Here is a 25,087-nt window from a genome sequence, read left to right as displayed (position 1 = left end):
TCACTCCGTCTCTCTTTTCAATGCCTCTGCGATTTTCTGGCTGGCCTTCCCATCGCCAAACGGCAGCTTCCCGCGCGCCGCTGGGTCGGGCACCGTGTGCAGCGCCTTTTGCAAAATATCCTCCGTGGTCAGATCTGCGAGCACATTCCAGTTTCCGTCCAGCGTCTCCACCCATTCCGTCTCCTTGCGCAGGGTGATGCACGGGACCTCCATAAACCAGGCTTCCTTTTGCAGGCCGCCGGAATCGGTCAATACCTGGCAGGCGTTGGAGGTCAACAGGAGCATCTCCAAATAGCCGACCGGGTCGATCAGCTGAATGTTGTGGAACCCTTCCTGGGCAATCGCCTGTTCCGCCAGCTTGCGTGTGCGCGGATGGATCGGGATCACCACCCGCTGGGGAAGCTGCTCAAACGCCCGGAAGATGCGCACAATCGCCTCCAGGCCGCCGTCCGTGGTCTCTGCGCGGTGCAGCGTGGCCAGGCGGTACTGCTTGGGCGCAATGCCAAGCGCTTCAAAGATCGCTGTCTTTTGCGGGTTACGGCGCGCCACCTCGAGGAAGTGCAGCACCGAATCCAGCATCACGTCGCCTGTGAGCTGAACCCCCTGCACAATACCCTCTTTTTTCAAATTATCCACAGCGGTCTGCGTGGGGCAGAACAGCCAGTGGGAAATATGGTCGGTCAATACGCGGTTCTGCTCTTCCGGCATCCGCATGTTGTACGAACGCAAGCCCGCTTCCACATGGGCCACCGGGATGTGCAGTTTGGAAGCCGCCAACGCGCCCGCGATTGTCGAATTGGTATCGCCATACACCAAAAGCACATCCGGCTTTTCCGCAAGCAGAACGTCTTCGATCTTCATCAGCATTTCGCCGGTCTGGTGGCCGTGTGTTCCGGAACCGACGCCCAAATTATAAACGGGCTTCGGGATTCCAAGCTCTTCAAAAAACACATCGGACATGTTGGCGTCATAGTGCTGGCCGGTATGCACGATCTTTTCTTCACACACGCCCTTTAAGGCCTCCGAAACCACCGCCGCTTTGATAAACTGCGGGCGTGCGCCGACTACCGTGATTACTTTCATGGTTTACCCCCTGTGCCAACGCACGTCGGAATCCTGCATATCCAGCGTGGAAAACTCCAAATCATCGAATTTGACCGGCTGGCCGGTTTTTTGGGATTTATAGGCCGCCAGGATGATCTTCATCGCCTTGATCGCCTCCGTACCACTCACCAGCGGATCCACCCCATTTTCAATGGCGTGGATGTAATTGGCATACAGGGGCGTATGGCCGCTGCCGTAGACGTCCTTCGGGTCCGTCCCATTGATCTTCGCCACTTCGTCGTCCTGCGGTGCGGGCTCTTCAAAGTTCCAAGTCTGCACGCGGTTGACCGCAAGGCCGCCGATGACCGCCGTGCCGGTCCCGCCGAAGATGGAAAGCGTCTCCTCCAAATTCTTCGGATACACGCAGGCGGTCCCTTCCACGATGCCAATGGCCCCGTTCTTGAAGCGGATCAGAATCGCGCCGAAGTCCTCCGCCTGGATGTCGCGCAGGAAATTGCCGGTCATCGCCATGACTGTGTCCGGCTCTCCGCCGAGGCTCCACTGGAGCAAATCGATGTTGTGAATGCACTGGTTCATCAACGTACCGCCGTCCTGCGCCCAGGTGCCACGCCACGGAGCCTGCTCATAGTACGGCATTGTGCGGTTCCAAAGGATGCGCGCTGTGCCGTTGACCAGCTTTCCAAAACGGCCGTCCTCCAACGCCTTGTGCAGCTGCTGGATCGGTGCGTTAAAGCGGTTCTGATGGCATACGCCCAAGGTGACCTTGTGCGCCTTTGCCTCCGCGATCATCTTTTCTGCATCAGCGGTGGAGAGCGCCATAGGCTTTTCCACCAACACATGCTTTCCGTGCTGGATGCAGTAGAGGGCGATCTCCGCATGGTATCCGCTCTCCGTCGCAATCGCACAGCAGTCGATCTCCATCTCTTCCAGCATCTTTTTATAGTCCGCATAGACGGCAGGGCGCACGCCCATCAATTCCTCGTACTGAGCTGCCTTCTGTTCCGCGCGCTCCGTCACCGGGTCGCAGACGGCAACCAATTCACAGATGTCTTTATTTTCAGCCGAAGCAACAATATGATTTTTCGAAATACGGCCGCAGCCGATGAGGGCAAAGCGAAGTTTATTCATTTGATACCATCCTCTCGTATTCGCAGTAGTTACAACGGAAATTTTGCATAGAACGCTTCTAAAAGCCTCTAAACACATGTTGGAAAAAATTCCCCCGTCGCGAAAACGGGGGAATTTTGCCAATCGTCAAACCTTACAGCAGCTCAATGTTGGAGCGGTCCTTCACATCCTTCATCGCATTGCGGGTGTCAAAAATTTCCTTGCTGCACTTCTGAATGCGGTCGTAATCGAAGCACGCATGCGCGGTGCAAATAATCACGATGTCCGCCGCTTTCAGCATATCGTCCGTGAGCTCCTTGGCGCCCGTATGCACAACGCCCTTGTGCTTATACTCCGGGATATACGGATCATAGAACGTCGTAACAGCGCCCTGCTCGTTCAGGCGGTCGATCACATTCAGCGCCGGGCTCTCGCGATAGTCGTCGATGTCCGACTTATAAGCCACGCCAAGGACCAGCACTTTTGCGCCGTTCATGGCGATCTTATTCTTGTTGAGGACCTTCATCGCACGATCCACTACATACTCCGGCATGCCGGTGTTGATTTCACCGGACGTCTCGATCAGACGGGTGTGATAGTCGTATTCACGCGCCTTCCAAGCCAGATAGAACGGATCGAGCGGGATGCAGTGCCCGCCGAGGCCCGGACCCGGATAGAACGCCTGGAAGCCATATGGCTTTGTCTTTGCCGCGTCGATCACTTCCCAGACATTGATCCCCATGCGGTTGCAGATGATCGCCATCTCATTGGCCAGGCCGATGTTGATATTGCGGTAGGTATTCTCCAGCAGCTTCTCCATCTCCGCAACTGCCGGGGAAGAAACCTCGTAGACGCCGCCCTCCAGGACATTGCGGTACAAAGTAGCCGCCACCTCTGTGGAATCCGGTCCCACGCCGCCGATGACCTTCGGCGTATTCTTCGTCTTATACTGCTTATTGCCGGGATCGACGCGCTCCGGCGAGAAGGCCAGATAGAAGTCCTCCGTGCATTTCAAACCGGTGGCCTCCAAAATGGGCTTCAAGAGCTCTTCCGTCGTACCGGGATAGGTGGTGGATTCCAAGATGACCACCATGCCCGGATGCAAATATTTTGCAACGGACTCGGTGGAACCCTTTACATAGCTGATGTCCGGCTGCTGGTACTTGTCCAACGGGGTCGGAACACAGATGGCAACCGCGTCCACATCTTTGATAAACGCGAAATCGGATGTGGCGGAAAGCTTCCCGGACTCCACAACCTCTTTGAAAACATCGTCCACGATGTCTCCAATGTAGTTATGTCCTGCATTGACCAAATCTACCTTCTTGCTTTGTACGTCAAAGCCAATGGTCTTGTAGCCGGACTTGGCGAACTCCGTCGCAAGAGGCAGGCCCACATAGCCCAGGCCCACAATACCGACCACTGCGGTCTTGTTTGCAATTTTATCCAGCAGCTGCTTTTTTACATCAGACATCTTTCATACCTACCTTATTTTAAATTCTTTCTATATTATCAAAGACTTTTGATCGTATCACAGATAAAGTCGACCTGCTCCTCCGTCAGATAGCCATGCATCGGCAGGCTGAACACGCGCTCACACAGAGCCTCGCAAACCGGCAGATCGCCTTTCTGATATCCAAGGGATTCATAAACCTTTTGCAAATGCAGCGGAATGGGATAATAGATCATCGTCGGGATTCCCTTCTCCTTTAACCCTGCCATGATTGCATCGCGGTGCGCTCCATCCTTTGCCTGCGCCGTATAATACCCACAGCTGGAGAAGTATCCATCCAAAACCTTCTGCGGCTCCACCACGCCCTCCAGCTTCTCGGAGTAGCGCGCGGCCATCCGGTTGCGCACCTCGATTTCGCCGTCCAAGGCGCGGAGTTTTGGAAGCAGGATCGCTGCCTGCATGGTATCCAGACGGGCGTTCAATCCGAGGCGTACATTTTCATATTTGTAGGAGCCCTTTCCATGGACGCGGATGGAAACCAGCTTTTGGTACATCTCTTCATCGTCGGTAAAAATCGCCCCGCCGTCGCCATAACAGCCCAGCACCTTCGCCGGGAAAAAGCTCGTCGCGGAGACGTCGCCGAAGCAGCATGCGCGCTTCCCGTCGATCGCGCCGCCAAAGCCCTGCGCGGCGTCCTCCATCACCAGAAGGTGGTGTTCCCGGCAGATCTCTTCAATCTTGGGAAACTCCGCCGGTTGGCCAAAGAGGTCCACTGGGATGACCGCCTTTGGCGTGAGCTTTCCCTCCCGGAGCACGCGCTCAATCTGCTCGCTCAGGGAATTGGGGTCCATGTTGAACGTATGCGGATCAATATCGCAGAACACCGGCGTCGCCCCGGTCAGGCTGACCACTTCCGCCGTAGCGAAGAAGGTAAAGCCCGGCACAAACACCGCGTCGCCCTCGTGGATGCCCCAAGCCATCAGCGGCATCAGCAGGGCGTCCGTCCCGCTGGAAACCGTTACGCAGTATTTCCGGCCGGTATAGGCGCAGAGCGCTTTTTCCAACTCTTCCACCTGCGGCCCGGAAATGAAGTGACAGCCTTCGATCACCGAAGCGATCCCCGCGTCAATCTCTTTTTTTAAATGCGCATATTGCGCTTCCAAATCGTTAAAAACAATCTTCTGCATTTATTCGGTTACCTCCTCAAGGCCGTCCGGACCTTGGCGATACTTTCTGCCGCACTTGGGGCAACGGAGCGCTTCATCCAGCGTTTCCCCACATTCGCAGGCCCATCCGCGCTGTCTGGCCGGGACGCCCATCATGATGGCATGATCGGGCACATCCTTTGTGACCACGCTTCCGGCTGCAATAAACGCATGCCGGCCGATGCGGTGTCCGCACACGATGGTTGCATTTGCACCGATGCTGGCGCCTTCGCATACCGGCGTCTTGAGATAGAACTGATGTCCCGCCTGCGGATACTTGCAGCGCGGCCGCTGCACATTGGTAAAAACCATGGACGGCCCGCAGAACACATAGTCGCCCAGCTCCACCCCGTCGTATACGGAGACATTGTTCTGAATCTTGCAAAAGTTCCCGATCTTCACCCCAGGCGCAACAAAGACGTTCTGCCCCACTGAGCAATGTTCTCCGATGGAGGCGTCCTGGCTGATGTGGCAGAAGTGCCAAATCTTTGTCCCTTCCCCGATCTGGACGTTCTCGTCCACACATGCGCTCGGGTGAACAAAAAATGTGTCGTTTGCGGTATTCTCCACGAACAAGCCCCATTCCTTTTCAGCAGAAAGAACCCGCCGTTTTTTCCTATTTTACCCGATTCTTCCCGCCATTTATTCCCTAACATTATATCTCGAAGGCCCTTTTTAGTCAATCTTTCGCCATGCAATTAGTGTTGACAATAGGTATCAATCGTATTATGATTTACACGTAATTATTAGTAAAACCGCATATTGGGCGTAAAATACGCAGTGTGGCGGTGTGGTTCCCCGCAAATTTGCAGGGAAAACCACAGCGGACTGCACGCCAGACGGTATGCCCATATTTTGTGAGAAAAAGAGGCAATCGATTCATGAGTGATTTTCAGAGAAGGGACGACTTTATCCCCTATAATGTACCGGACATCACCGACGCAGAAATCAACGAGGTCGTGGAAACGTTGAAATCCGGCTGGGTCGCCAAAGGCCCCCGCACCAACCGGTTTGAGCAGGAATTCGCCGGTTATCTCGGCGCAAAACACGCTGTCGCCATGAACTCCTGCACGGCGGCGCTTCACATTGCGTTGCTTGCAAAGGGGATTGGCCCCGGCGACGAGGTCATCACCACCCCGATGACGTTCGCCTCCACCGCAAGCACCATCATCCATACAGGAGCAACGCCTGTATTTGCCGACATCGACTACCGAACCGGCTGCATCGACCCGGATGAGATCGAGAAAAAGATTACCTCCCGGACAAAGGCCATCGTTCCCGTCCATTACAGCGGCCAAGTCTGCGACCTGGACCGCATCTATGCGATTGCGGACAAGCACGGCCTGTTTGTGAGCGAAGATGCGGCGCATGCGCTGTGGAGCCGCTACAAGGGCCGTCTGATCGGCAACAAACTGCAGGGCGCGGCCTCCTACAGTTTTTATGCCACGAAAAACCTCTGCACGGGCGACGGCGGTATGCTGGTCACCGACGACGACGAGATCGACGCGCGCGCACGGATCCTCTCCGGCCAGGGGATGAGCCACAACGCCTGGAACCGCTATGCAAAAGGCGGCTCCTGGAAATACGATATTGCAGAACCCGGCTTCAAGTACAACATGTTTGATATTCAGGCGGCCCTGGGTCTGGTTCAGCTCTCCCGTTTGGAGGAAATGCAGGCCGCCCGCCTGAAGATTGCCGCCAAATATCAGGAGGCGTTCGGGAAGATCGACGCATTGGACCCGCCGTTTGTCCCGGATTATACCACCCACTGCTGGCACCTCTATGTGCTCCGCATTGTACCGGAGTTGCTGACCATCGACCGCGACCAATTCATCGTGGAACTCAACGAGCGCAACGTCGGCACAAGCGTGCATTTTATCCCGGTACACAACATGTCGGCTTATCAGAAGCGTTTCGGCTTTGTGGACAGCGACTTCCCGATGGCGCAGAAGCATTTCGAACGGATCATCTCCCTCCCGCTCTATCCCACGATGACGGACGAGCAGGTGGATTATGTTATCGCAGCTGTAACGGACATTGTAGAAACCTATCACAAATAAACCTGAGCAAACTGACAGAAGCCATGTGGAGAATATCCACATGGCTTCTGTTTATATCTTGGAGTCTTCAATCCTCTGTAGAAAAAGCTGATGAACGGCCGGATTCCCGGTCAATTCGGGATGGAACGCAACCCCGATTTGATTCCCATACCGCACGCCAGCGGCTTTGCCATCGATCTCCACCAGGACTTCCACGCCCGCGCCCATCGCTTCGATGGAGGGCGCGCGGATAAACACCAGCGGAAACGGGCCGATTCCCTTTATATCCGCCGTTTGGGAAAAGCTCCCGAGCTGCCTCCCATAGGAATTCCGCTGCACCGTGACCGGCAGCGTTCCAAAATAGGTGTGTGCATCGTTGGCAATCTTCTCCGCCAAGAGAATCAGGCCAGCGCAGGTGCCCAGGACTGGAAGCCCCTGGGCAATCCGCATTCGCAAATCTTCCAAAAGGTCCAATTCCCGCAGGAGTTTGCCCATCGTCGTGCTCTCTCCGCCTGGAAGGATCAGGCCGTCAAAGGGCTGTTCCAGATCCCGCTTTTGGCGGATTTCAAACGGCTCGGCATCCAATTTTTGCAGCATGGCGATATGCTCCGCAAACGCCCCCTGCACTGCCAACACGCCAATCCGCATGGGTTACCGTCCCCTCTCCGCCATCAACACTTCGATCTCCTGCTCATTAATTCCGACCATGGCCTCCCCCAAGTCTTCGGAGAGCTTTGCCAGCTGGTCCGCATCCTGATAATTTGCCACCGCCTTGACAATGGCCGCTGCCCGCTTGGACGGATTGCCGGATTTAAAAATCCCAGACCCTACAAACACGCCTTCCGCGCCGAGCTGCATCATCAGCGCGGCATCCGCCGGGGTCGCCACGCCGCCCGCTGCAAAATTGACGACCGGGAGTTTGCCGTGGCTATGGACAAACTGGACCTGTTCATAGGGGACTTGCAGCTCCTTGGCCGCTTCAAAGAGTTCCTCTTCGCGCATCGAAGTTAAGCGGGCGATCTCCGCGTTCATCCGACGCATGTGGCGGACTGCCTGCACAATGTCGCCGGTTCCGGGCTCGCCCTTTGTGCGGATCATGGACGCTCCTTCTGCAATCCGGCGGAGCGCCTCCCCTAAGTCCCTGGCGCCACAGACAAAGGGCACTTGGAATTTCGTCTTATCGATGTGATAGACATCGTCCGCCGGGGATAAGACTTCACTTTCATCGATATAGTCGATCTCAATCGCCTGCAATATCTGCGCTTCTGCAAAATGTCCAATCCGGCATTTGGCCATGACGGGGATGGACACCGCTTCCTGGATGCCTTTGATCATCTTTGGGTCGCTCATGCGGGAGACGCCGCCGGCCGCGCGGATATCCGCCGGGATGCGCTCCAGAGCCATCACCGCGCAAGCCCCTGCCGCTTCTGCAATCTTCGCTTGCTCCGGCGTTGTGACATCCATAATCACCCCGCCTTTGAGCATTTGGGCAAGCTGTTTGTTCAATTCGTAACGGTCGTTCTGCATATGACTTCCTCCTATTTCATACATCGCATAGAGAAGCACACACGCTGTTGCGAGGGCTTCCCCGTTGGAGGAAATATGTTTGCAACCATATTTCCCGATGACCCGGCGCCAAAACTCCATCCGATGGAACAAGGGCTTTCCCATGTTGTTTTTCATTATAATTACATCTGTATCTTTCACAATATCCAATTTGTGCAATTTTAACCAGGTCAGTTTGGCGATAAAAAGAAGAGGGTCACTGTCAATCAACAGCAACCCTCTTCCAGAAAAGCGGTTTAGAATTAACCGATAATGGCTTCGCCGTCTACCGTACCGGTCAAGCCTGCGGCATTGGCCTCGTCCGTATCAATATGCACCGCCAAGCCAGCCGTCTTGCTGACGCGCGCAATCACATCGCCGAAGATCAACGAGCGGCCATTGTAGTCCAGCTTGATCTGGATCGCCTGGCCATCGGTCACCCCAAAGACCTTTGCGTCGTCCGGCGTAAAGTGGGCATGGCGCTTTGCAACGATGACGCCCTTATCGACGGTGATTTCGCCCTTCGGCCCGATGATCTTGCAGCCCGGCGTGCCCTCCAGATCGGCGGACATGCGCAGCGGCGCATCGATGCCCAGAGTACGGGTCTCCGTCTTGGAGATCTCGATCTGCGTCTCCGGACGGACCGGTCCGAGGATGGACATCTTCAGCGAACCCTTGGGGCCAACCACTTCCACTTTCTCTACGCAGGCAAACTGGCCCGGCTGGGACAGATCCTTCTTCGGCGTGAGCGCATAACCTTTTCCAAACAGAATATCCAAATGCTCCTGCGTCAAATGCACATGACGCGCGGAAGTTTCTACCATAATTTTCATAGCATCCATCTCCTAAATCTTATTAAATAAGCAGCTTGCCTTTTAAAGCAATGGGTTATGGCTTTATTGTACCGCAGGACGCAAGAAAATTCAACGGAATTCCCTTCTTTTCCTGGGGAATATTTCGTGCTATAATAATTTGAAACATACGAAATGGAGTGGAAATCCATCACAGAGGGAGGAAAAGCATGTACCAGACGTGGGATGAGTTGGAGGCCGCCTGCATGGGATGCCAAAAATGCGGTTTGTGTTCCGGGCGGACCAACCTGGTGTTTGGCGTTGGAAACAAAAAAGCAAAAATCCTGTTCATCGGTGAAGGGCCGGGCGAACAGGAGGACCTAAAGGGGGAACCGTTCGTCGGACGCAGTGGACAGCTTCTGGACAAGATGCTTGACGCCGTGGACTTGAACCGCCAAAAGAACATCTATATTGCGAACATCGTGAAATGCCGTCCCCCGCAAAACCGCGATCCCCTCCCGGAAGAGCAGGAAACCTGCATCGGCTGGTTGCGCAACCAGGTCTACCTCATCCGCCCGAAGATCATCGTCTGCCTCGGCCGGATCGCCGCCATGAAGCTCATCCGGCCCGACTTCAAAATCACGCGGGAACACGGCGTGTTTACCGAAAAAAATGGCGTCTGGATGATGGCGACACTGCACCCGGCCGCGCTCCTGCGCAACCCCAGCAGCAAGCCCGGCGCATTTGAAGACTTTTTAAAATTGCGCGAGAAGATCGACGAACTCGGTATCCCGCTGGAATAACAACGCTGCGGAGGGCCGTCCAATGCATGGGCGGCCCTCCGTTTTTATGCGCTATTCTTTTTCTGGTTTGTGAGCGTTCTCACAGGCGTTGTAGTGCGAGCAGCCGGAACAGTTGCCACAGCAGGTGTTCCGATGCTTCCAAGCGTAACGCGCTGCGAAAACCACCAACACAAAAATCACCGCAAGAATGACAAAATCAATCGCATGCATACAATCGTCCTTTCGATGTCACACAAACAGCAGCCCGATATGATAGACGATAAAGGCCACCACCCACGCGACGCCGGTCTGCAAAAACACCACGCCGACCGCCGCTTTGCCACTGTTCATTTCACGCCGGACCGCGCTGATCGCCGCGACGCACGGGGTATAAAGCAGGGTAAATACCAAAAAGGAAATCGCAGTCAGCGGCGTAAAGATGGACGAGAGGGCGGCCGACATATTTGCCGTATTCGAGCCGGTCAGGACGGCAAAGGTGCTGACCACCGCCTCCTTTGCGCTGAATCCCGTGAGCAATGCGGTGGAGGCGCGCCAATCGCCAAAGCCAAGCGGCGCAAAAATGGGAGCAATCCAACGGCCGATCCCCGCCAACATGCTGTCATCCCCTGCAGAAACGGGATTTAAACGGACGTCAAAGCTCTGCAAGAACCAGATGATGATGGTCGCAACAAAGATCACCGTGAAGGCGCGGGTCAAGAAGTCCTTCGCCTTATCCCACAGCAGCATGCCGACACTCTTGGGGCTGGGCAGCCGGTAGTTCGGAAGTTCCATAACAAACGGCACGGGCTTGCCGTGGAACAACGTCCTTTTCAGAAGTAACCCCATCAAAACACCGACGACCATTCCCAACACATAAAGCCCGATCATCACCAGTGCGCGATACTTTGGGAAAAACGCCATCGTAATCATCCCATAAATGGGAAGCTTGGCCGAACAGCTCATAAATGGGGTGAGCAGAATCGTCATCTTCCGGTCCCGCTCGCTGGACAGGGTCCGCGTCGCCATAATCGCAGGAACCGAGCAGCCGAATCCAATCAACATCGGAACAAAGCTTCTTCCGGAAAGGCCGATCTTGCGCAGGAGTTTATCCATGACAAACGCTACACGCGCCATATAACCGCTGTCCTCCAAGATAGAAAGGAAGAAAAACAGCACCACAATCGTGGGAATAAAGGAGAGCACGCTTCCCACACCCGCAAAAACGCCGTCGATCACCAGGGAATGCACCACGGGATTAATCCCATAAGCGGTGAGCGCATCGCTGACCACATTTGTGACAAAATCAATGCCCTGGGAAAGCAGGTCGCTCAAGAAGCTGCCGATAACCCCAAAGGTCAGCCAGAAGATCAGCAGCATAATCAAAAGGAAAATCGGAATGGCCAAGTATTTGTTGGTCAGAAGGTTATCCATTTTTACGCTGCGCGCATGTTCTTTGCTTTCCCCGCATTTTACCACACTGTCGGCGCAAAGGCGGTCGATAAACGTATAACGCATATCGGCCAGGGCCGCTTCACGGTCGGTATCGAGCTCGCGTTCCATTTCCGTGACGGCGTGCTCCACCATGTCCTTCTCGTTGTCCGAGAGGTTCAAGGCGTTCAACATGGGCTCGTCGCCCTCCACCAGTTTGGTGGCAGCAAACCGAGACGGCGTCTGGATGCGTTCCGCGTGGTCCTCCACAAGGTGCGCAATGGAGTGGATCGCCCTATGTACCGCGCCGGAACAAAAATCTTGGCGCCGTGGATATTGGCGGTTTTGCGCGGTCCGCACAGCGGTCTCGATCAATTCGTCAATGCCCTCGTTTTTGCTGGCCGAGATCGGGACCACCGGCACGCCCAGCTCTTCCTGCAATTTATCGATCTTGATCGTCCCGCCGTTCGCCCGGACTTCGTCCATCATATTGAGGGCGATCACCATCGGGATATGCAGCTCGATAAGCTGCATACTCAAATAAAGGTTGCGCTCGATATTGGTTGCATCCACGATGTTGATAATCCCGTCCGGTTTATTTTTTAAAAGGAAGTCGCGTGTGACGATCTCTTCGTCGGTATAGGGCGACAGGGAATAGATTCCTGGAAGGTCTACCACCGTAGCGTCCTTATAGCCACGGATCACGCCCTCTTTGCTCTCCACTGTGACGCCGGGAAAATTTCCGACGTGTTGGTTTGAGCCGGTCAACTGGTTAAACAGGGTCGTTTTTCCGCAGTTTTGGTTTCCAGCCAATGCAAAAATCACGGTTATACCTCCTCCACTTCGATGTTCTTCGCATCTTCGATGCGGAGCGTCAACTCATAACCGCGCAAATGCAATTCAATCGGGTCCCCCATGGGCGCTACCTTGCGCACCATGACTTCCGTATGCGGCGTCAATCCCATGTCCAGCAAACGGCGGCGCAAAGCCCCCTGCCCATTTACCGCAAGAATTCGGGATTTTTGACCAATTTTCAATTCATCCAACGTCATATTCCCACAATCCCTCTCTCCTGAATCGTATACCATCGGCAAAAGTTAGCCTATGCTATCTTTTTTATTATAATCCCTTCCTAAAAAATTTGTCAAGACACACGTCATCGAGATTCCACAATGCTCTATACAAATTCTTATGCAAAATGCCCCTGTGCTGTCGGAAAACAGCCCAGGGGCACCGTTGCTTTTTTCTATTGGCCGGAACCGTTACAACTCAATTCCATCCAGAACCTTGCGAAGCGCGTCGGCAGAAGCCATCAGTTTGCGCTGCTCCAAGCCGTTGAGCGGAATATCCAAAACGGTCTCTGCACCGTTGCGCCCTACCACGGTAGGCACGCCCATGCACACATCTTCCAGCCCATAATGGCCGCAGATCAGGCTGGAGATCGGCAAAATGGAGTGCTCATTCCGGATGATGCTCTCGCAGATTCTGCGCACCGCCATGGCGATGCCATAATAGGTGGCGCCCTTCTTCTCAATGATCTCATAGGCGCTGTCGCGCACATCGGTGTAGATGCGCTCCATGGCCTCCATATGGTTGTAGTGGCCGCGCAATTCGCAGAAATGGTTTAAATCCACGCCCGAGACGTTCGCACTGCTCCAAACCGCCAGCTCGCTGTCGCCGTGCTCGCCGATGATAAACGCATGGATGCTGCGGCTATCGACCTGCAAATGCTCGCCCAACAGGTATTTCAACCGCGCTGTGTCCAGCACGGTTCCGGAGCCAATGACCCGGTTTGTCGGGAACCCGGAGAGCTTCAACGTCACATACGTCAGGATGTCCACCGGATTGGAAACCACCAGCAGAATCCCCTCCGTGTTGCGCTTTACGATCTCCGGGATAATGCTCTTAAAAATCTTCACATTTTTATTGACCAGGTCGATACGGGTCTCGTCCGGCTTTTGCGCCGCGCCCGCCGTGATGATAATCAAATAGCAATCGGCCAGGTCGTCATAGGTACCGGCATAGATTTTCATGGGACGGCCAAAGGGAAGGCCATGGCTGAGGTCGGTCGCTTCCCCCTCCGCCTTTTGCTGGTTGGCGTCGATCAACACCAGTTCCGAAAATAGTCCGCTCTGCATCAGGCTGAACGCGGAGGTCGCGCCCACCGCACCACAACCGATCATCGCTGCTTTTTGAATGTTTACCATTAAAGCTCACTCCTTTACATCGTCATTTTTCTATGGATCATTCCTCATTCTGGGAAAGCAAAAACACCGTTGCGAAATACGGGGATCTCCCTTCCATCGGAAAGGATGCCGTCGATTTGCATGTCCGGACTGCCGAACATAAAGTCGCAATGCTCCTTGGATTGATTGGCGCCGGCGGCCTCCAATTGTTTGCGGTCCATCGCCGCCCCACCCTCGATATTTTCCGGGTACGATGCGCCCAACGCAAGATGGCAGGAGGCGTTTTCATCGAACAGGGTTGTCAGGAATAATAATCCGGAACGTGAAATGGGCGAATCGTCCGGCACCAGCGCCACTTCGCCGAGGTAAGCGCTGCCCTCATCAAATTCCACGAGATTCTTTAGCACATCTTCGCCCTCGCTGGCGCCGTATGCGCAGACCTTTCCATCGCGAAAATCGAACCAGAAGTCGCGGATCATCTTTCCCTGGTAATTGAGCGGTTTTGTTGCGTAGACGCGCCCGTTTACATGGCATTTATCCGGGGCGGTGAACACCTCCTCGGTCGGCATGTTCGGAACGAATACCGCGCCGTTGTCTGCACGGGAGCTTCCTCCCTCCCAGATATGCCCCTTGGCCAGACCGACCGTGAGGTCGGTGCCGATACCGTTCCGGAAGTGCAGCGCCTGGAAATGATAGGTATTTAATTTGCGGCTGTTTTCCGCTAAACGGGTAATGTGCGCCTGCCATTCCGCGACAGCGTCGCGGTTTCCGCCAATCCGCACCCCAGCGAGGACTGCGGCCCAAAGCGCGTCCAATGCCGCCTGTTCCTCCAATTCCGGGAACACTTTTTTGGCCCATGCAATGGACGGCACAGCCACAATGCTCCATTGCCCATGGTTTGCCATGGTGTAATATTCAAATTTCTCAAAGGCAAGCTCCTCTGCAACGCGCACCGCCTGAAGCTTTTCTCCGGGAATCTCCGCCAGCAGCCCCGGTGTGCTGGACTTTATGTGCAAAAAACAGCAGCGGCGGTCAATGTCATCCTGCTTCTGCTGGATCCGCCAAGGGGCTATAGAAGCCATCGACGATTGTTCTTCGTATTCATAGCGCAGCTTGTCCGTGTATTCATCCGTCCAATTGACGCGGACTTCCCCCGCTCCGGCCCGGTAAGCCTCTTCCACGCAAAGGCGGGCAAAGAACGCGCAGTCCACAGGGGACGCCAAAACCATCAATTGTCCCGGCTGCACGTTTACCCCGACCCGCACGGCCAACTCCGCATATTTCCGCAATGTATCCTGCGTAACCATTCTGCATCCTCTTTTCCTTATATCCAAAGCCGGTTTTGGAAAACCGCTTTCGTTCGCTCATAATCGCTCTCTTTTCGCACAAACTTCTGTAGACAGCGACCTCTGTATGAACCTATCATATCCGATTCGCAGGCAAAATACAACTAGGCACGTACTTGGATTTTGGCGCACCTCCCCCAAACCCATTCGGTCAATTTCAACCAAATCTGTTCAAGTCACCCGTTAGTTTTCACAGAATACACCGCGTTATCTTTGTAGATTGTTTGTTTTGCATAACTCATCCGTTCGTTTTTCGTCATATTTTTGATCGATTTCGATTGACTTTGATTGATATTGACTGTATTATATGAACAAAGGAAATGATCGAAATGTTGACAGAAGAACGGTATGCCGCCATTCTCAAACTTCTGGAGGAAAAAAAGGCCGTATCGGTTTTGGAATTGACGGAACTCTTGAATAGCTCGGAATCCACCATCCGGCGCGATCTGACGGCGCTTCACCGGATGGGAAAACTGACCAAGGTCCACGGCGGGGCTACCTCCATCAACGGCGTCTACCAGATGACAGAGGACAAAACCTCTGTCCGCCACAACCTCCATGTGGAGGAAAAGAACCGCATCGCGCAATGTGCCGCCTCCCTGGTACATAAGAATGATTTTGTGTTCCTAGATGCAGGCACTACCACCGAGCGGATGATCGACTACCTCCATGAACAGGACGCCGTCTATGTGACGAACGGAATTGTCCACGCGCGGAAGCTTGCGGAAAAAGGGCTGGAAGCTTACATCCTATCGGGAAAGATCAAGGCGGTCACGGAGGCGATTGTCGGGACGGAAGCCGTGCACAGCCTTCAGCGGTATCATTTTTCCATCGGCTTTTTCGGGACAAACGGCATGCGCGCCGGCGATGGATTCAGCACCCCGGACATCGAAGAGGCCCGCGTGAAAACCGAAGCCATCCAGCGCTGCAACAAGCGCTATGTGCTGGCGGACCCCTCCAAATACAATCAATTGTATTCGGTCATCTTCGCGGATCTATCCCAAGCCGCTGTTATCACAACTGCTTTACCGGATAAACAACTCCGCTCCCACACGACCGTGATTGAAACAGACCTTGGAAAGGAGCAAACGTCCTCATGATCTATACCGTAACATTCAACCCCTCTCTCGACTACATTGTAAAACTCCCCACCCTGGAACTTGGCAGCGTCAACCGCACAGCAAAAGAGGAGCTCTATCCCGGCGGTAAGGGGATCAATGTCTCGATCGTCCTGCGCAACTTGGGGGTTGAGAGCACAGCACTCGGGTTTATCGCCGGTTTTACCGGAACGGAAATCCAGAGATTGCTTGACGCCTGCGGCTGCCGCAACGATTTCATCCAGGTCCAGGAAGGGTTTTCGCGGATCAATGTCAAAATCAAAGCCGAACAAGAGAGCGAAATCAACGGACAGGGCCCGCATCTCAGCCCGCAGAATTTACAGGACCTGTTCTCAAAACTGGAGAACCTCTCCGATGGCGACGGCTTGGTCCTGGCCGGAAGCATCCCCAACACCCTGCCTGCCGACATCTACGAAAAAATTTTGGAGCATCTACAGGGCCGGAACATCCATGCCGTGGTGGACGCCACCGGGGAATTGCTTCGGAATGTCTTAAAATACCAGCCCTTCCTGATTAAGCCCAACAACCACGAATTGGGTGAACTCTTTGGGCAGCACCTTACGACGGACGAGGCCATTATCTCCCACGCGCAAAAGCTTCAGCAGATGGGTGCGCGCAACGTCCTGGTTTCCATGGCGGGCGACGGAGCCATCCTGGTGGATGAAGGCGGCGGCATCCACAAGCGTTTGCCCCCGCAGGGCCATGTGGTCAACTCGGTTGGCGCGGGGGACTCGATGGTCGCCGGATTCCTTGCCGGTTATCTCTCTTCGCAAAACTACGAAACCGCGTTTCAGACCGGCCTGGCCGCCGGCAGTGCCTCGGCCTTCCAGGAATGGCTGGCCAGCGGCGATGACATCCGGGCGCTTTTAAAAACCATGTAATAGCTTGAGATTTTTAATAGGAGGACTTGTTATGCGTATTACGGAACTTCTGAACAAAGACGCAATGGATCTGAATGCCACCCCCAAAAGCAAAGCGGAGGCAATCGACCTCCTGGTGGACCTGATGGTGCGGTCTGGAAATATACTCGACAAGGAAGAGTACAAAAAATGCGTTTTAAAGCGTGAAACCATCGGTTCCACAGGAATTGGCGAGGGGGTCGCCATTCCCCACGCGAAAACCAAAGCGGTCAAAAGCGCGGGCCTTGCCGTGATCGTCGTCCGCGACGGCGTGGACTTTGACTCCCTGGACGGCGAACCGGCCAAATTGTTCTTCCTGATCGCCGCGCCGGACACGGAGGACAATATCCATCTGGACGTTCTGGGGCGTCTGAGCGTCCTGCTGATGGACGACGATTTCCGCCAGGGCCTGATCGACGCAAAGGACAAAGAAGAATTTTTCCGTTTGGTGGACGAAGCCGAAAACAAGAAGGTAGCGGAAACGGAGAAAAAAGAGGAAGAGGCGAAAAAAGCCGCACCGGGTACTTACCGCATCCTCGCTGTAACGGCCTGTCCGACCGGAATTGCCCATACCTACATGGCGGCGGAAAGCCTGGAGGAAAAGGCCAAGCAGATGGGCGTGACCATCAAGGTGGAAACCAACGGTTCCGGCGGCAAGAAAAACGTCTTGACGCAGGCAGAAATCGCGGCTGCGGACGGAATCATTGTCGCTGCGGATACAAAAGTGGATATGCCCCGTTTTGACGGCAAGCCGGTCGTTCAAACCCAGGTGTCTGATGGTATTTCCCGCCCGCAGGAATTGATCCAAATCATCCTCGACGGTAAAGCGCCGGTTTTCCACGCACAGGGCGGCCATGCCCAGGCGGAAACCAGCACTGCGAAGGAGGGACTCGGCCACCAGATCTACAAGCATCTGATGAACGGCGTCTCCAACATGCTTCCCTTTGTCATCGGCGGCGGCATCTTAATTGCAATCGCCTTCCTTCTCGACACCATCCTAGCCCCGGGCGGCGACCCGGCCAACTTCGGCATGAATTCCCCGGCGGCGGCGCTCTTTAAGACCATCGGCAACGCGGCGTTTGGCTTTATGCTGCCCATCCTCGCGGGCTTCATCTCCATGAGCATCGCGGACCGCCCCGGACTGGCGGTAGGATTTGTGGGCGGCGCATTGGCCAACGCCGGCGGCTCCGGTTTCCTCGGCGCATTGATCGCCGGCTTTATAGCCGGGTATCTGATGCTCGGCCTGGAGAAGCTCTGCGCCAAGCTGCCGAAATCCCTGGAAGGGACCAAACCAGTCCTGATCTATCCCGTGGTGGGCATCCTGGCGATTGGCGTCATCATCCAGTTTATCATCAATCCCCCTGTGTCAGCGCTGAATCTGTGGATCAGCAATGCCCTGGCCAGCTTGAACGCAACCAGCGGCGTCATCCTCGGCGCGATTGTCGGCGGCATGATGAGCATCGACATGGGCGGGCCGTTCAACAAAGCGGCTTATGTATTTGGCACAGCCTCCCTCATCAACGCCGCCGGCGACCCGGTCTCCTCCGGCGTTATGGCTGCCGTGATGATCGGCGGTATGGTTCCGCCGCTTGCCGTTGCCCTGTGCACTACGTTCTTTAAAAACCGCTTTACCGAAAAAGAGCGCCAGACAACCGTTACCAACTATATTATGGGCTTCTCGTTCATCACAGAAGGCGTTATCCCCTTTGCCGCTTCCGATCCGCTGCGCGTCATCCCGTCCTGCGTGGTCGGTTCCGCTGTGGCCGGTGCGCTCTCCATGCTGTTCGGCTGCACGCTTCCGGCGCCGCATGGTGGAATCTTCGTGTTCGCTGTGGTCCAAAATTGGCCCATGTACCTGGTATCCCTCTTAATCGGCTCCGTCGTCGCCATGCTCCTCTTGGCCCTGCTGAAAAAGCCGATCAAGGAAGGGCGCTAATTTCCAACGATTCGCTTTCCAAAAAGAAGAGCAAATAGCAAAATTGGGCCGTTTTCAGCCTTGCTGCACTTTTTTCAATCCCCTGCAAAATCCCGGCTAGAATCCCTTGACCCGGCCCAATTTTCCTTCTATAATAAGAATAATAACAGGTCCCTCTGGGCATCTTGTGAGCCATTGGGACCAATTGATAGACAAGGAGATATTTAAGATGAAGGAATTTCAGTATGTGATTACCGACGCGGAAGGCATCCATGCAAGACCGGCAGGTTTGCTTGTCAAAAAGGCAAAGGAATTTGCCAGCACGATCACCATCAAGAAGGACGACAAAAGTGGAGACGCCAAAAAGATCTTCTCTGTCATGGGCTTAGCGGCTAAGAAGGGCGAGACTGTCACCGTATGTGTGGAAGGTGCAGACGAGGATACGGCTGCCCCTGCACTGGAGGCATTTTTTAAGGAAAACCTGTAATCTTTTATAGAAAAATAAGCAGCTCTTGGGAATTTCCCAAGGGCTGTTTTTTGTATGGTCCTTTCTCCGCTTGAATGCGATGGCATCCAGCCAACCATGCGTTTGATTTCCGTATTTTTGAAAAACTGTGAATAGGCTGAAAACTTATCCTTGGAAACCTTGCAGTTTCTCCTAAAAAACGATAGAATACTATATTAATGGACTGTGGGTCAAAAAGGGCCCCGACAAGGAGGACACAGAATGGATTATACCGGTTTGAAATGCCCTGTGTGCGGCAAACCGTTTACCTCTGACGACGACATTGTCGTCTGTCCGGAATGCGGCGCGCCTTATCATCGTGCCTGCTATCAGCAAGCTGGACATTGTATTTTTCAAGAAAAGCACGGAACACCGGATGCATGGAAGCCCCCGGAAAAGCAAACGGAAACGGGCGCCGAAGGGAAGATCTGTCCACGCTGCGGCAAGAAAAACGCCCGTGAGTCGCTGTTTTGCGACCAATGTGGTCAGCTGTTAAGCGGTGGAGCAAGCAAAGGTGCCTCACCAAATGGAGGGTATTCCCCATACGGGACACCGAACCCCAATGCTTCTCCCTATCAGAATCCTGGCGTGCCGAATTCCCCGCCCTATCAAAACCCTGGCGCACCAAACGCCCCGTACAGCGGCCCTTACCCGTTCGCCTTCGACCCTATGGGCGGCGTTAGACCGGAGGAACCCCTCGGAGACGGCGTCACGGCGGGCGATGCAGCGAAATTTGTACAAACCAATCCCCAATATTATATTCCGGCCTTTGTCAACCGGAAGCGCTACCATCGGAACCGGTTCAATTTTTCCGCGTTTCTCTGCTCTGGCGGTTGGATGCTTTACCGCAAACAATATAAATGGGGCGCCATTTTCACGGGGATTATGTTGCTGATCTATGTGCTTTCCACCTTTATCTCCTATCGCTTTGCCACGCCTATCATTATGGATCTGATGCAGCAGGTCGGCGTGGATATCAACGCCGCCTACCCGACCATGGAACAGTCGGTCCAGTTCATGGCGCTGCTGATGCAGCAGGCTCCCTGGCAGATTTTCTTGGTATGGGCCCCCAGCCTGCTCTCTCTGCTCCGGTTTGCCCTCATGCTGTTTGTCGGATTCAATGGAAACCGCATGTATATGAACCACTGTATCCGCAAAATCCGCACGCTCCGGGAGGAAAACCCCGACCCGTCGGATTATGCCGTCCGTTTGCAGCTGCACGGCGGTGTGAACACCTCCCTGGCCATCTGTCTGTTGATTTGTTATATGATTGTGGTTTATCTCCCTCAGCTCTTTCTCTATTAAATGAAAAGTAGAATCCCATCGCACAGGAAAGTATACTGCGATTCTTTACACATAGGCTAAGGACAGAAAAACACAGGCGCTACGCACGTTCCATCATGACTTTAAGGAGGAATCCCAGTGAAGGTAACAAAAGCCGTTATCCCCGCTGCCGGCTTGGGCACACGTGTGCTTCCGGCCACCAAATCCATGCCGAAGGAAATGCTCCCGATCGTGGACAAACCTGCCATTCAATACATCGTTGAGGAGGCGGTCCACTCCGGCATCACAGACATCCTCATCATCACCAACCGCGGGAAGGGCCTAATTGAAGACCACTTCGACCGCGTCCCGGAATTGGAGGCGCGTTTGACCAGCGGAGGCCCGGAAAAGGAAAAGATTCTCAAAGAGATCGTGGACATCTCCCATATGGCCAATATCTATTTTGTCCGCCAAAAGGAGACGCGCGGCTTGGGACATGCCGTCAACTGCGCGCGTTCCTTTGTCGGTAACGAGCCCTTCGCCGTCCTATACGGCGACGACGTCATCATCGGGGAGGACCCGGCCTGCGGCCAGCTCATCCGCGCCTACGAGGAGTTCGGCCTCGGTGTGTTGGGCGTGAAGGAAGTGACGCCGGAAGCGATTACAAAATACAGCTCCCTGAAAGTCGAGCCGATTCACGACAATTACTATAAGTGTACGGATATGGTGGAAAAGCCCACGCCGGATAAGATCCTTTCTCTGTTTTCCATCCTGGGCCGCTGCGTCCTGACTCCGGACATCTTCGACATTTTGGACAACACAAATCCCGGCGCCGGCGGGGAGATTCAGCTGACCGACGCGATGGGGACCATGGCACGCAACAAAGGGATGGTTGCGGTGGATTTCACCGGCACACGCTACGACATGGGCAATAAGCTCGGCATCATGCAGGCTTCGGTCGAGGTTGCGCTTCAGCACCCAGAGATTGGAAGCGCTTTCCGGGCATATCTAAAGGAAATCAGCAAAACCCTGTAAAATTTTAGTTGACGCATCGGTTTATCGCTGTTATAATTATGTCTGTTAGCCATATTCTTGGCTTTCTATCCTTGCTCCGGAAGTTCTATCCGGGGCCTAACGTCCAAAAGGAGGTGCAATACAATGCCAGAAGTAACAAATTCCTATGAGACCGTTTTCATTCTTTCCACCAAGTTGGGAGAGGACGGCATCGCATCCTTGGTCCAGAAGTTCAAGGATCTGATCGCTGCAAACGGTACGGTCGACGGCGTGGATGAGTGGGGCAAGCGCAGACTTGCATACCTCATCAACAAAGAGGCGGAGGGCTATTATGTTCTGATCGATTTCACGAGCGTGCCTGCCTTCACCGCAGAACTGGACCGTATCTACAAGATCACCGACGGTGTTCTTCGTTCCTTGATCATCAAGAAAGAGCCGGAAAAGGCAAAGAAAGAGTGATCTGAATGCTCAATGTTGCTGTTTTGATGGGCCGCCTTGTGGCTGACCCAGAGTTGCGCCATACGGCCAACGATATTTCTGTGACGAGTTTTACACTCGCTGTGGACCGTTCGTATGTAAAGGCCGGTTCCGACCGGCAGACCGATTTCATCGATATTGTCGCTTGGCGGAGCACCGCGGATTTTGTATGCAAATACTTCCGCAAGGGGCAGCTGGTGGCTGTACAGGGTTCGATTCAGACCCGCACCTACACGGATAGCCAGGGCAATAAGCGCAAAGCCTTCGAAATCGTTGCGGACAACGTCCATTTTGCCGAGCCAAAGCGTGATTCCTCCGCTGGAGGCGGTTACGCGGCAGGAAATTATGGCGGTGGCAACTACGAGAACAATTATCACTCCAGAATGGAGCCGATCCCAGAACAGCCCGCTCCCGCTTACACAAGCGGCAATACGGGTGATTTTGAGGAGATCCCCTCCGACGATGATCTGCCGTTCTAATTCCATTTGACTGAAAAGACTGAAAAAAGGAGGTTTCCGTTATGGCATACGGTGATAGACCCGAGCGCGATAACCGCCGTCCGGGTGGACGCAAAGGCCGCAAAAAGGTTTGCAGCTTCTGCGTAGACAAAATTGAAACCATCGATTACAAGGATGTCGCAAAACTGCGCCGTTTTATCTCTGAGAGAGCAAAGATTCTGCCCCGCAGAGTAACCGGCACTTGCGCGCGCCATCAGCGTCAGCTGACGGTAGCGATTAAGCGCGCCCGTCATCTTGCGTTGCTCCCGTTCAGCAGCGACTGATAAAACAAAATATGGCAAGCTATATTAGCTTTGCATATGGAAGATGCGGGTGCGCTGCGCCCGCATCTTTTTTGTAATCCCGGACAGGTCTGTTTCCTTCTTCCCTCTGAAAACCTTTTGGAATACAGGCCGCTGTCCTTTCAGAACAGGAGTTTTGTCATGCTGATTGATGCACATGTTCACATGTTTTCCGAAAAAATCGCCCAAAAAGCGTTGACCAATCTCGCCAACATCTGCAAAAGCCCCTATTTTACAAACGGCACCCTATCCGATACAAAGGAAAAACTGAAGAGCTGGGGCGTCGATGCGGCCATGGCGATGAACATCGCCACCAAGCCGACCCAACAGACCGTAGTCAACAATTGGGCCGCTTCGATCGATGATCCTACCATCTATGGCTTCGGTTCCGTCCATCCCGACGCGCCGGACGCACTCGACGAGCTGCAACGGATTAAGGACCTCGGCCTATATGGGGTAAAGCTACATCCGGATTACCAGGGCTTTCTCATTGACGATCCCAAAATGTTCCCGATCTATGATGCCATCTCCTCCCTGGGATTGCCTGTAACGTTCCACACGGGCTGGGACCCCCTCTCCCCTGATTTGATTCACGCCACGCCGCAGGCAGTGGCCAAAGTGGTCAAGCTCTTCCCGCATATGACAGTGATTGCCGCGCATATGGGCGGGATGGCACGCTATCAGGAGGCGGAAGAGTATGTCGCCGGCTTACCGCTTTACATCGACACCGCGATGTCCGCCCGCCTGTGCTCCCCGGAGCAGTTTGAGCGCCTGGTCTCCAAGCATGGGTCTGAGCGCGTCCTGTTCGCCAGCGATTGCCCGTGGAGCCGTTCTTGCGACGAATTTGCATTCATCGAGCGCACCCATTTGACCGATCGCGAAAAAGAAAATATTTATTATAAGAATGCCCAGCGGGTATTAGGGTTGTCCCAATGAATGGCTATTTGGGCCTTTGGTTGTACCCGCACGTTCTTTCATTTTTTAATATAAAGCGGAACATAAAAAGGAGCTATCCGGCTGCGTTTTTACAGCCAGACAGCTCCTTTTCTGTTGCAATAAATCCATGCGGCTAAAGGATATTCTCCAAGATGGGCAGCTCCGCCTCCTGCAAGCTGGCAATTTGTGCGGCTGCGCGCGCACATTCCGAGCTGAATTCATCAACTGCCCCATGTTCAATCAACGGGGAGAGAGATGCAAGAGAGAGGTCAATCGCCTCCAAGCGTGTGTGCTGAATAAACGTGGACAGCGTCTTATGGAATTTCCGCCAATTTTCCTCCGCTTGGTTGCTTAAATCGGCAGCACGCTCAAAATCTCCTTGCTCTGCAGCATTGCGTGCTTCTTGCAGCGTGCTGCTCAGTTCATTGGAAAGTTCGATGGTGGTGTGTACACCCCACCAACACAACCCAGTCACTACAACCAGAATTGCCATTGCCGCCCAAAGCCGCTTCACAACGACGTCCCCCTTTCCTTTGGAATGATATTGTAATCGCCCTTTGTGTTCGCGGTCATAATAAACACATCTTCCTGGCGGATATTTTTGGCATGCAAAATCCCACGAATCCATTCCGGGCTTTTATTGCATAGCTTCATGGCAAATTCGGAAAGGATACCGTCGCTGATGACCACCGTTTCAATGCCCGTATTCGGCAAAGCGACCCCCATCATCCCGGCCGTCGGGGTTTCCTTATCCGGCTTTTTGATGACGCTTAACTTGCCGTTCGTCTCGATAATCGCATAAGCGACGTCATCCAGGCTGAAGACATTCCGTTGCCGCAATTGTTCCCCCAAGTCCTCCGTAGACATGCGCAGGCGCTTCATCTCAGATTGAATCAGCTTCCCATCGCTGATGACAACAATTGGGCGGCCGCACACCACGCGGCGGAATTTCGGGATCTTGAGCATTAAAACCGAGACAACAATCTCGCACATCACCAGGACTGCGATCGGGATAAACCCACTCACCAACGGCTGTCCCGTATCCTGCATGGGGATCGCCGCAATGTCAGAGATTAGGAGCGTGACCACCAGCTCGCTGGTCTGTAATTCGCTGATCTGGCGCTTGCCCATGAGCCTGACTGCTACAATAATCACTATGTATAGCAGCAGGGTACGGATAAGAGAAATCGTCATTGCCATGTCACCATCCAAAT

The 25,087-nt window shown here is 54.1% G+C and carries 27 protein-coding genes; 12 read left to right on the top strand and 15 right to left on the bottom strand.

Features of this window, described 5'->3' with window-relative positions; genetic code table 11:
• From wecB to B5F54_RS08205, 5 genes are all read right to left on the bottom strand, one after another.
• Nucleotides 1-1,083 (bottom strand): non-hydrolyzing UDP-N-acetylglucosamine 2-epimerase, encoded by a 1,083-nt coding sequence (wecB, locus tag B5F54_RS08225; protein ID WP_087232989.1) that lies wholly within the window; start codon nucleotides 1,081-1,083, stop codon nucleotides 1-3.
• Between the two features lie 3 nt (nucleotides 1,084-1,086).
• Nucleotides 1,087-2,193: a Gfo/Idh/MocA family protein gene (locus B5F54_RS08220; protein ID WP_087232986.1), complete on the bottom strand. Its 1,107-nt coding sequence runs from the start codon at nucleotides 2,191-2,193 to the stop codon at nucleotides 1,087-1,089.
• Between the two features lie 133 nt (nucleotides 2,194-2,326).
• Complete coding sequence (locus B5F54_RS08215) at nucleotides 2,327-3,646, bottom strand: nucleotide sugar dehydrogenase (RefSeq protein WP_087232983.1); 1,320 nt, start codon at nucleotides 3,644-3,646, stop codon at nucleotides 2,327-2,329.
• Nucleotides 3,647-3,684: 38 nt separating this feature from the next.
• A complete protein-coding gene (locus tag B5F54_RS08210) occupies nucleotides 3,685-4,812 on the bottom strand; it encodes a DegT/DnrJ/EryC1/StrS family aminotransferase (protein ID WP_087232980.1) in 1,128 nt (375 codons plus the stop codon).
• The gene (locus B5F54_RS08205) at nucleotides 4,813-5,400 is read right to left on the bottom strand and encodes an acyltransferase (RefSeq protein WP_087233089.1); all 588 of its coding nucleotides are present in this window, start codon (nucleotides 5,398-5,400) and stop codon (nucleotides 4,813-4,815) included. It abuts the gene before it with no gap.
• 311 nt (nucleotides 5,401-5,711) lie between these two features.
• On the opposite strand from B5F54_RS08205, the gene B5F54_RS08200 reads away from it, so the two are divergent.
• Nucleotides 5,712-6,890, top strand: a complete 1,179-nt coding sequence (locus B5F54_RS08200; protein WP_087232977.1) for a DegT/DnrJ/EryC1/StrS family aminotransferase — start codon at nucleotides 5,712-5,714, stop codon at nucleotides 6,888-6,890.
• Between the two features lie 51 nt (nucleotides 6,891-6,941).
• Here the strand turns inward: B5F54_RS08200 and pdxT are convergent, their stop codons facing one another.
• From pdxT to B5F54_RS08185, 3 genes are all read right to left on the bottom strand, one after another.
• Nucleotides 6,942-7,517: a pyridoxal 5'-phosphate synthase glutaminase subunit PdxT gene (gene pdxT / locus B5F54_RS08195; RefSeq protein ID WP_087232974.1), complete on the bottom strand. Its 576-nt coding sequence runs from the start codon at nucleotides 7,515-7,517 to the stop codon at nucleotides 6,942-6,944.
• Nucleotides 7,518-7,520: 3 nt separating this feature from the next.
• Complete coding sequence (pdxS, locus tag B5F54_RS08190) at nucleotides 7,521-8,396, bottom strand: pyridoxal 5'-phosphate synthase lyase subunit PdxS (protein ID WP_087233086.1); 876 nt, start codon at nucleotides 8,394-8,396, stop codon at nucleotides 7,521-7,523.
• Between the two features lie 281 nt (nucleotides 8,397-8,677).
• A complete protein-coding gene (locus tag B5F54_RS08185; protein ID WP_087232971.1) occupies nucleotides 8,678-9,247 on the bottom strand; it encodes a PduL/EutD family phosphate acyltransferase in 570 nt (189 codons plus the stop codon).
• A 188-nt stretch (nucleotides 9,248-9,435) separates the two neighbouring features.
• Between B5F54_RS08185 and B5F54_RS08180 the strand changes: the two genes are divergently transcribed.
• Nucleotides 9,436-10,008, top strand: a complete 573-nt coding sequence (locus B5F54_RS08180) for a uracil-DNA glycosylase (protein WP_087232969.1) — start codon at nucleotides 9,436-9,438, stop codon at nucleotides 10,006-10,008.
• A 51-nt stretch (nucleotides 10,009-10,059) separates the two neighbouring features.
• Here B5F54_RS08180 and B5F54_RS18410 read toward each other — a convergent pair whose 3' ends face one another.
• The 5 genes from B5F54_RS18410 to B5F54_RS08155 all read right to left on the bottom strand — a co-directional run bounded on the left by B5F54_RS18410 (nucleotide 10,060) and on the right by B5F54_RS08155 (nucleotide 14,908).
• On the bottom strand, nucleotides 10,060-10,218 hold the full coding sequence (locus B5F54_RS18410; protein WP_087232966.1) for a FeoB-associated Cys-rich membrane protein: 159 nt from the start codon (nucleotides 10,216-10,218) through the stop codon (nucleotides 10,060-10,062).
• Nucleotides 10,219-10,236: 18 nt separating this feature from the next.
• A complete protein-coding gene (feoB, locus tag B5F54_RS08170; RefSeq protein WP_087232963.1) occupies nucleotides 10,237-12,240 on the bottom strand; it encodes a ferrous iron transport protein B in 2,004 nt (667 codons plus the stop codon).
• A gap of 2 nt (nucleotides 12,241-12,242) precedes the next feature.
• Complete coding sequence (locus tag B5F54_RS08165) at nucleotides 12,243-12,467, bottom strand: FeoA family protein (RefSeq protein WP_087232960.1); 225 nt, start codon at nucleotides 12,465-12,467, stop codon at nucleotides 12,243-12,245.
• A 210-nt stretch (nucleotides 12,468-12,677) separates the two neighbouring features.
• Nucleotides 12,678-13,622 carry an L-lactate dehydrogenase gene (locus B5F54_RS08160; protein ID WP_087232957.1) on the bottom strand — a complete coding sequence of 315 codons (945 nt, stop codon included), beginning with the start codon at nucleotides 13,620-13,622 and terminating at the stop codon, nucleotides 12,678-12,680.
• 44 nt (nucleotides 13,623-13,666) lie between these two features.
• Nucleotides 13,667-14,908 (bottom strand): aminopeptidase, encoded by a 1,242-nt coding sequence (locus B5F54_RS08155; RefSeq protein ID WP_087232954.1) that lies wholly within the window; start codon nucleotides 14,906-14,908, stop codon nucleotides 13,667-13,669.
• A gap of 368 nt (nucleotides 14,909-15,276) precedes the next feature.
• Between B5F54_RS08155 and B5F54_RS08150 the strand changes: the two genes are divergently transcribed.
• From B5F54_RS08150 to B5F54_RS08105, 10 genes are all read left to right on the top strand, one after another.
• The gene (locus tag B5F54_RS08150; protein ID WP_087232951.1) at nucleotides 15,277-16,047 is read left to right on the top strand and encodes a DeoR/GlpR family DNA-binding transcription regulator; all 771 of its coding nucleotides are present in this window, start codon (nucleotides 15,277-15,279) and stop codon (nucleotides 16,045-16,047) included.
• Nucleotides 16,044-16,946, top strand: a complete 903-nt coding sequence (gene pfkB / locus B5F54_RS08145) for a 1-phosphofructokinase (protein WP_087232948.1) — start codon at nucleotides 16,044-16,046, stop codon at nucleotides 16,944-16,946. Before B5F54_RS08150 ends, pfkB begins: the two co-directional genes overlap by 4 nt.
• A 31-nt stretch (nucleotides 16,947-16,977) precedes the next feature.
• Nucleotides 16,978-18,900, top strand: a complete 1,923-nt coding sequence (locus B5F54_RS08140; RefSeq protein WP_087232945.1) for a PTS fructose transporter subunit IIABC — start codon at nucleotides 16,978-16,980, stop codon at nucleotides 18,898-18,900.
• Nucleotides 18,901-19,108: 208 nt separating this feature from the next.
• Nucleotides 19,109-19,366 (top strand): HPr family phosphocarrier protein, encoded by a 258-nt coding sequence (locus B5F54_RS08135; protein ID WP_087232942.1) that lies wholly within the window; start codon nucleotides 19,109-19,111, stop codon nucleotides 19,364-19,366.
• Between the two features lie 240 nt (nucleotides 19,367-19,606).
• The gene (locus B5F54_RS08130) at nucleotides 19,607-20,689 is read left to right on the top strand and encodes an RING finger protein (RefSeq protein ID WP_087232939.1); all 1,083 of its coding nucleotides are present in this window, start codon (nucleotides 19,607-19,609) and stop codon (nucleotides 20,687-20,689) included.
• Nucleotides 20,690-20,806: 117 nt separating this feature from the next.
• The gene (galU, locus tag B5F54_RS08125; RefSeq protein ID WP_087232936.1) at nucleotides 20,807-21,682 is read left to right on the top strand and encodes a UTP--glucose-1-phosphate uridylyltransferase GalU; all 876 of its coding nucleotides are present in this window, start codon (nucleotides 20,807-20,809) and stop codon (nucleotides 21,680-21,682) included.
• A 123-nt stretch (nucleotides 21,683-21,805) separates the two neighbouring features.
• Nucleotides 21,806-22,120, top strand: a complete 315-nt coding sequence (gene rpsF, locus B5F54_RS08120; RefSeq protein ID WP_087232933.1) for a 30S ribosomal protein S6 — start codon at nucleotides 21,806-21,808, stop codon at nucleotides 22,118-22,120.
• A gap of 5 nt (nucleotides 22,121-22,125) precedes the next feature.
• Nucleotides 22,126-22,617: a single-stranded DNA-binding protein gene (locus tag B5F54_RS08115; RefSeq protein ID WP_087232930.1), complete on the top strand. Its 492-nt coding sequence runs from the start codon at nucleotides 22,126-22,128 to the stop codon at nucleotides 22,615-22,617.
• 41 nt (nucleotides 22,618-22,658) lie between these two features.
• Nucleotides 22,659-22,919 carry a 30S ribosomal protein S18 gene (gene rpsR, locus B5F54_RS08110; protein ID WP_087232927.1) on the top strand — a complete coding sequence of 87 codons (261 nt, stop codon included), beginning with the start codon at nucleotides 22,659-22,661 and terminating at the stop codon, nucleotides 22,917-22,919.
• A 159-nt stretch (nucleotides 22,920-23,078) separates the two neighbouring features.
• The gene (locus tag B5F54_RS08105; protein WP_242969664.1) at nucleotides 23,079-23,873 is read left to right on the top strand and encodes an amidohydrolase family protein; all 795 of its coding nucleotides are present in this window, start codon (nucleotides 23,079-23,081) and stop codon (nucleotides 23,871-23,873) included.
• 133 nt (nucleotides 23,874-24,006) lie between these two features.
• Here the strand turns inward: B5F54_RS08105 and B5F54_RS08100 are convergent, their stop codons facing one another.
• Both B5F54_RS08100 and B5F54_RS08095 read right to left on the bottom strand, forming a co-directional pair.
• Nucleotides 24,007-24,387, bottom strand: coding sequence for a DUF4363 family protein (locus B5F54_RS08100; protein ID WP_172749638.1), 381 nt, complete (start codon nucleotides 24,385-24,387; stop codon nucleotides 24,007-24,009).
• Entirely contained in the window at nucleotides 24,384-25,073 is a 690-nt protein-coding gene (locus B5F54_RS08095) for a DUF421 domain-containing protein (protein WP_237966589.1), read from the bottom strand. Before B5F54_RS08095 ends, B5F54_RS08100 begins: the two co-directional genes overlap by 4 nt.
• Nucleotides 25,074-25,087 lie beyond the last annotated feature (14 nt).

The sequence above is a fragment of the Anaeromassilibacillus sp. An250 genome, from assembly GCF_002159845.1.
Lineage (GTDB): Bacteria > Bacillota > Clostridia > Oscillospirales > Acutalibacteraceae > Anaeromassilibacillus > Anaeromassilibacillus stercoravium.
Note: the sequence above shows the minus strand (reverse complement) of the source record. Positions and strands in the feature narration are given on the sequence as shown.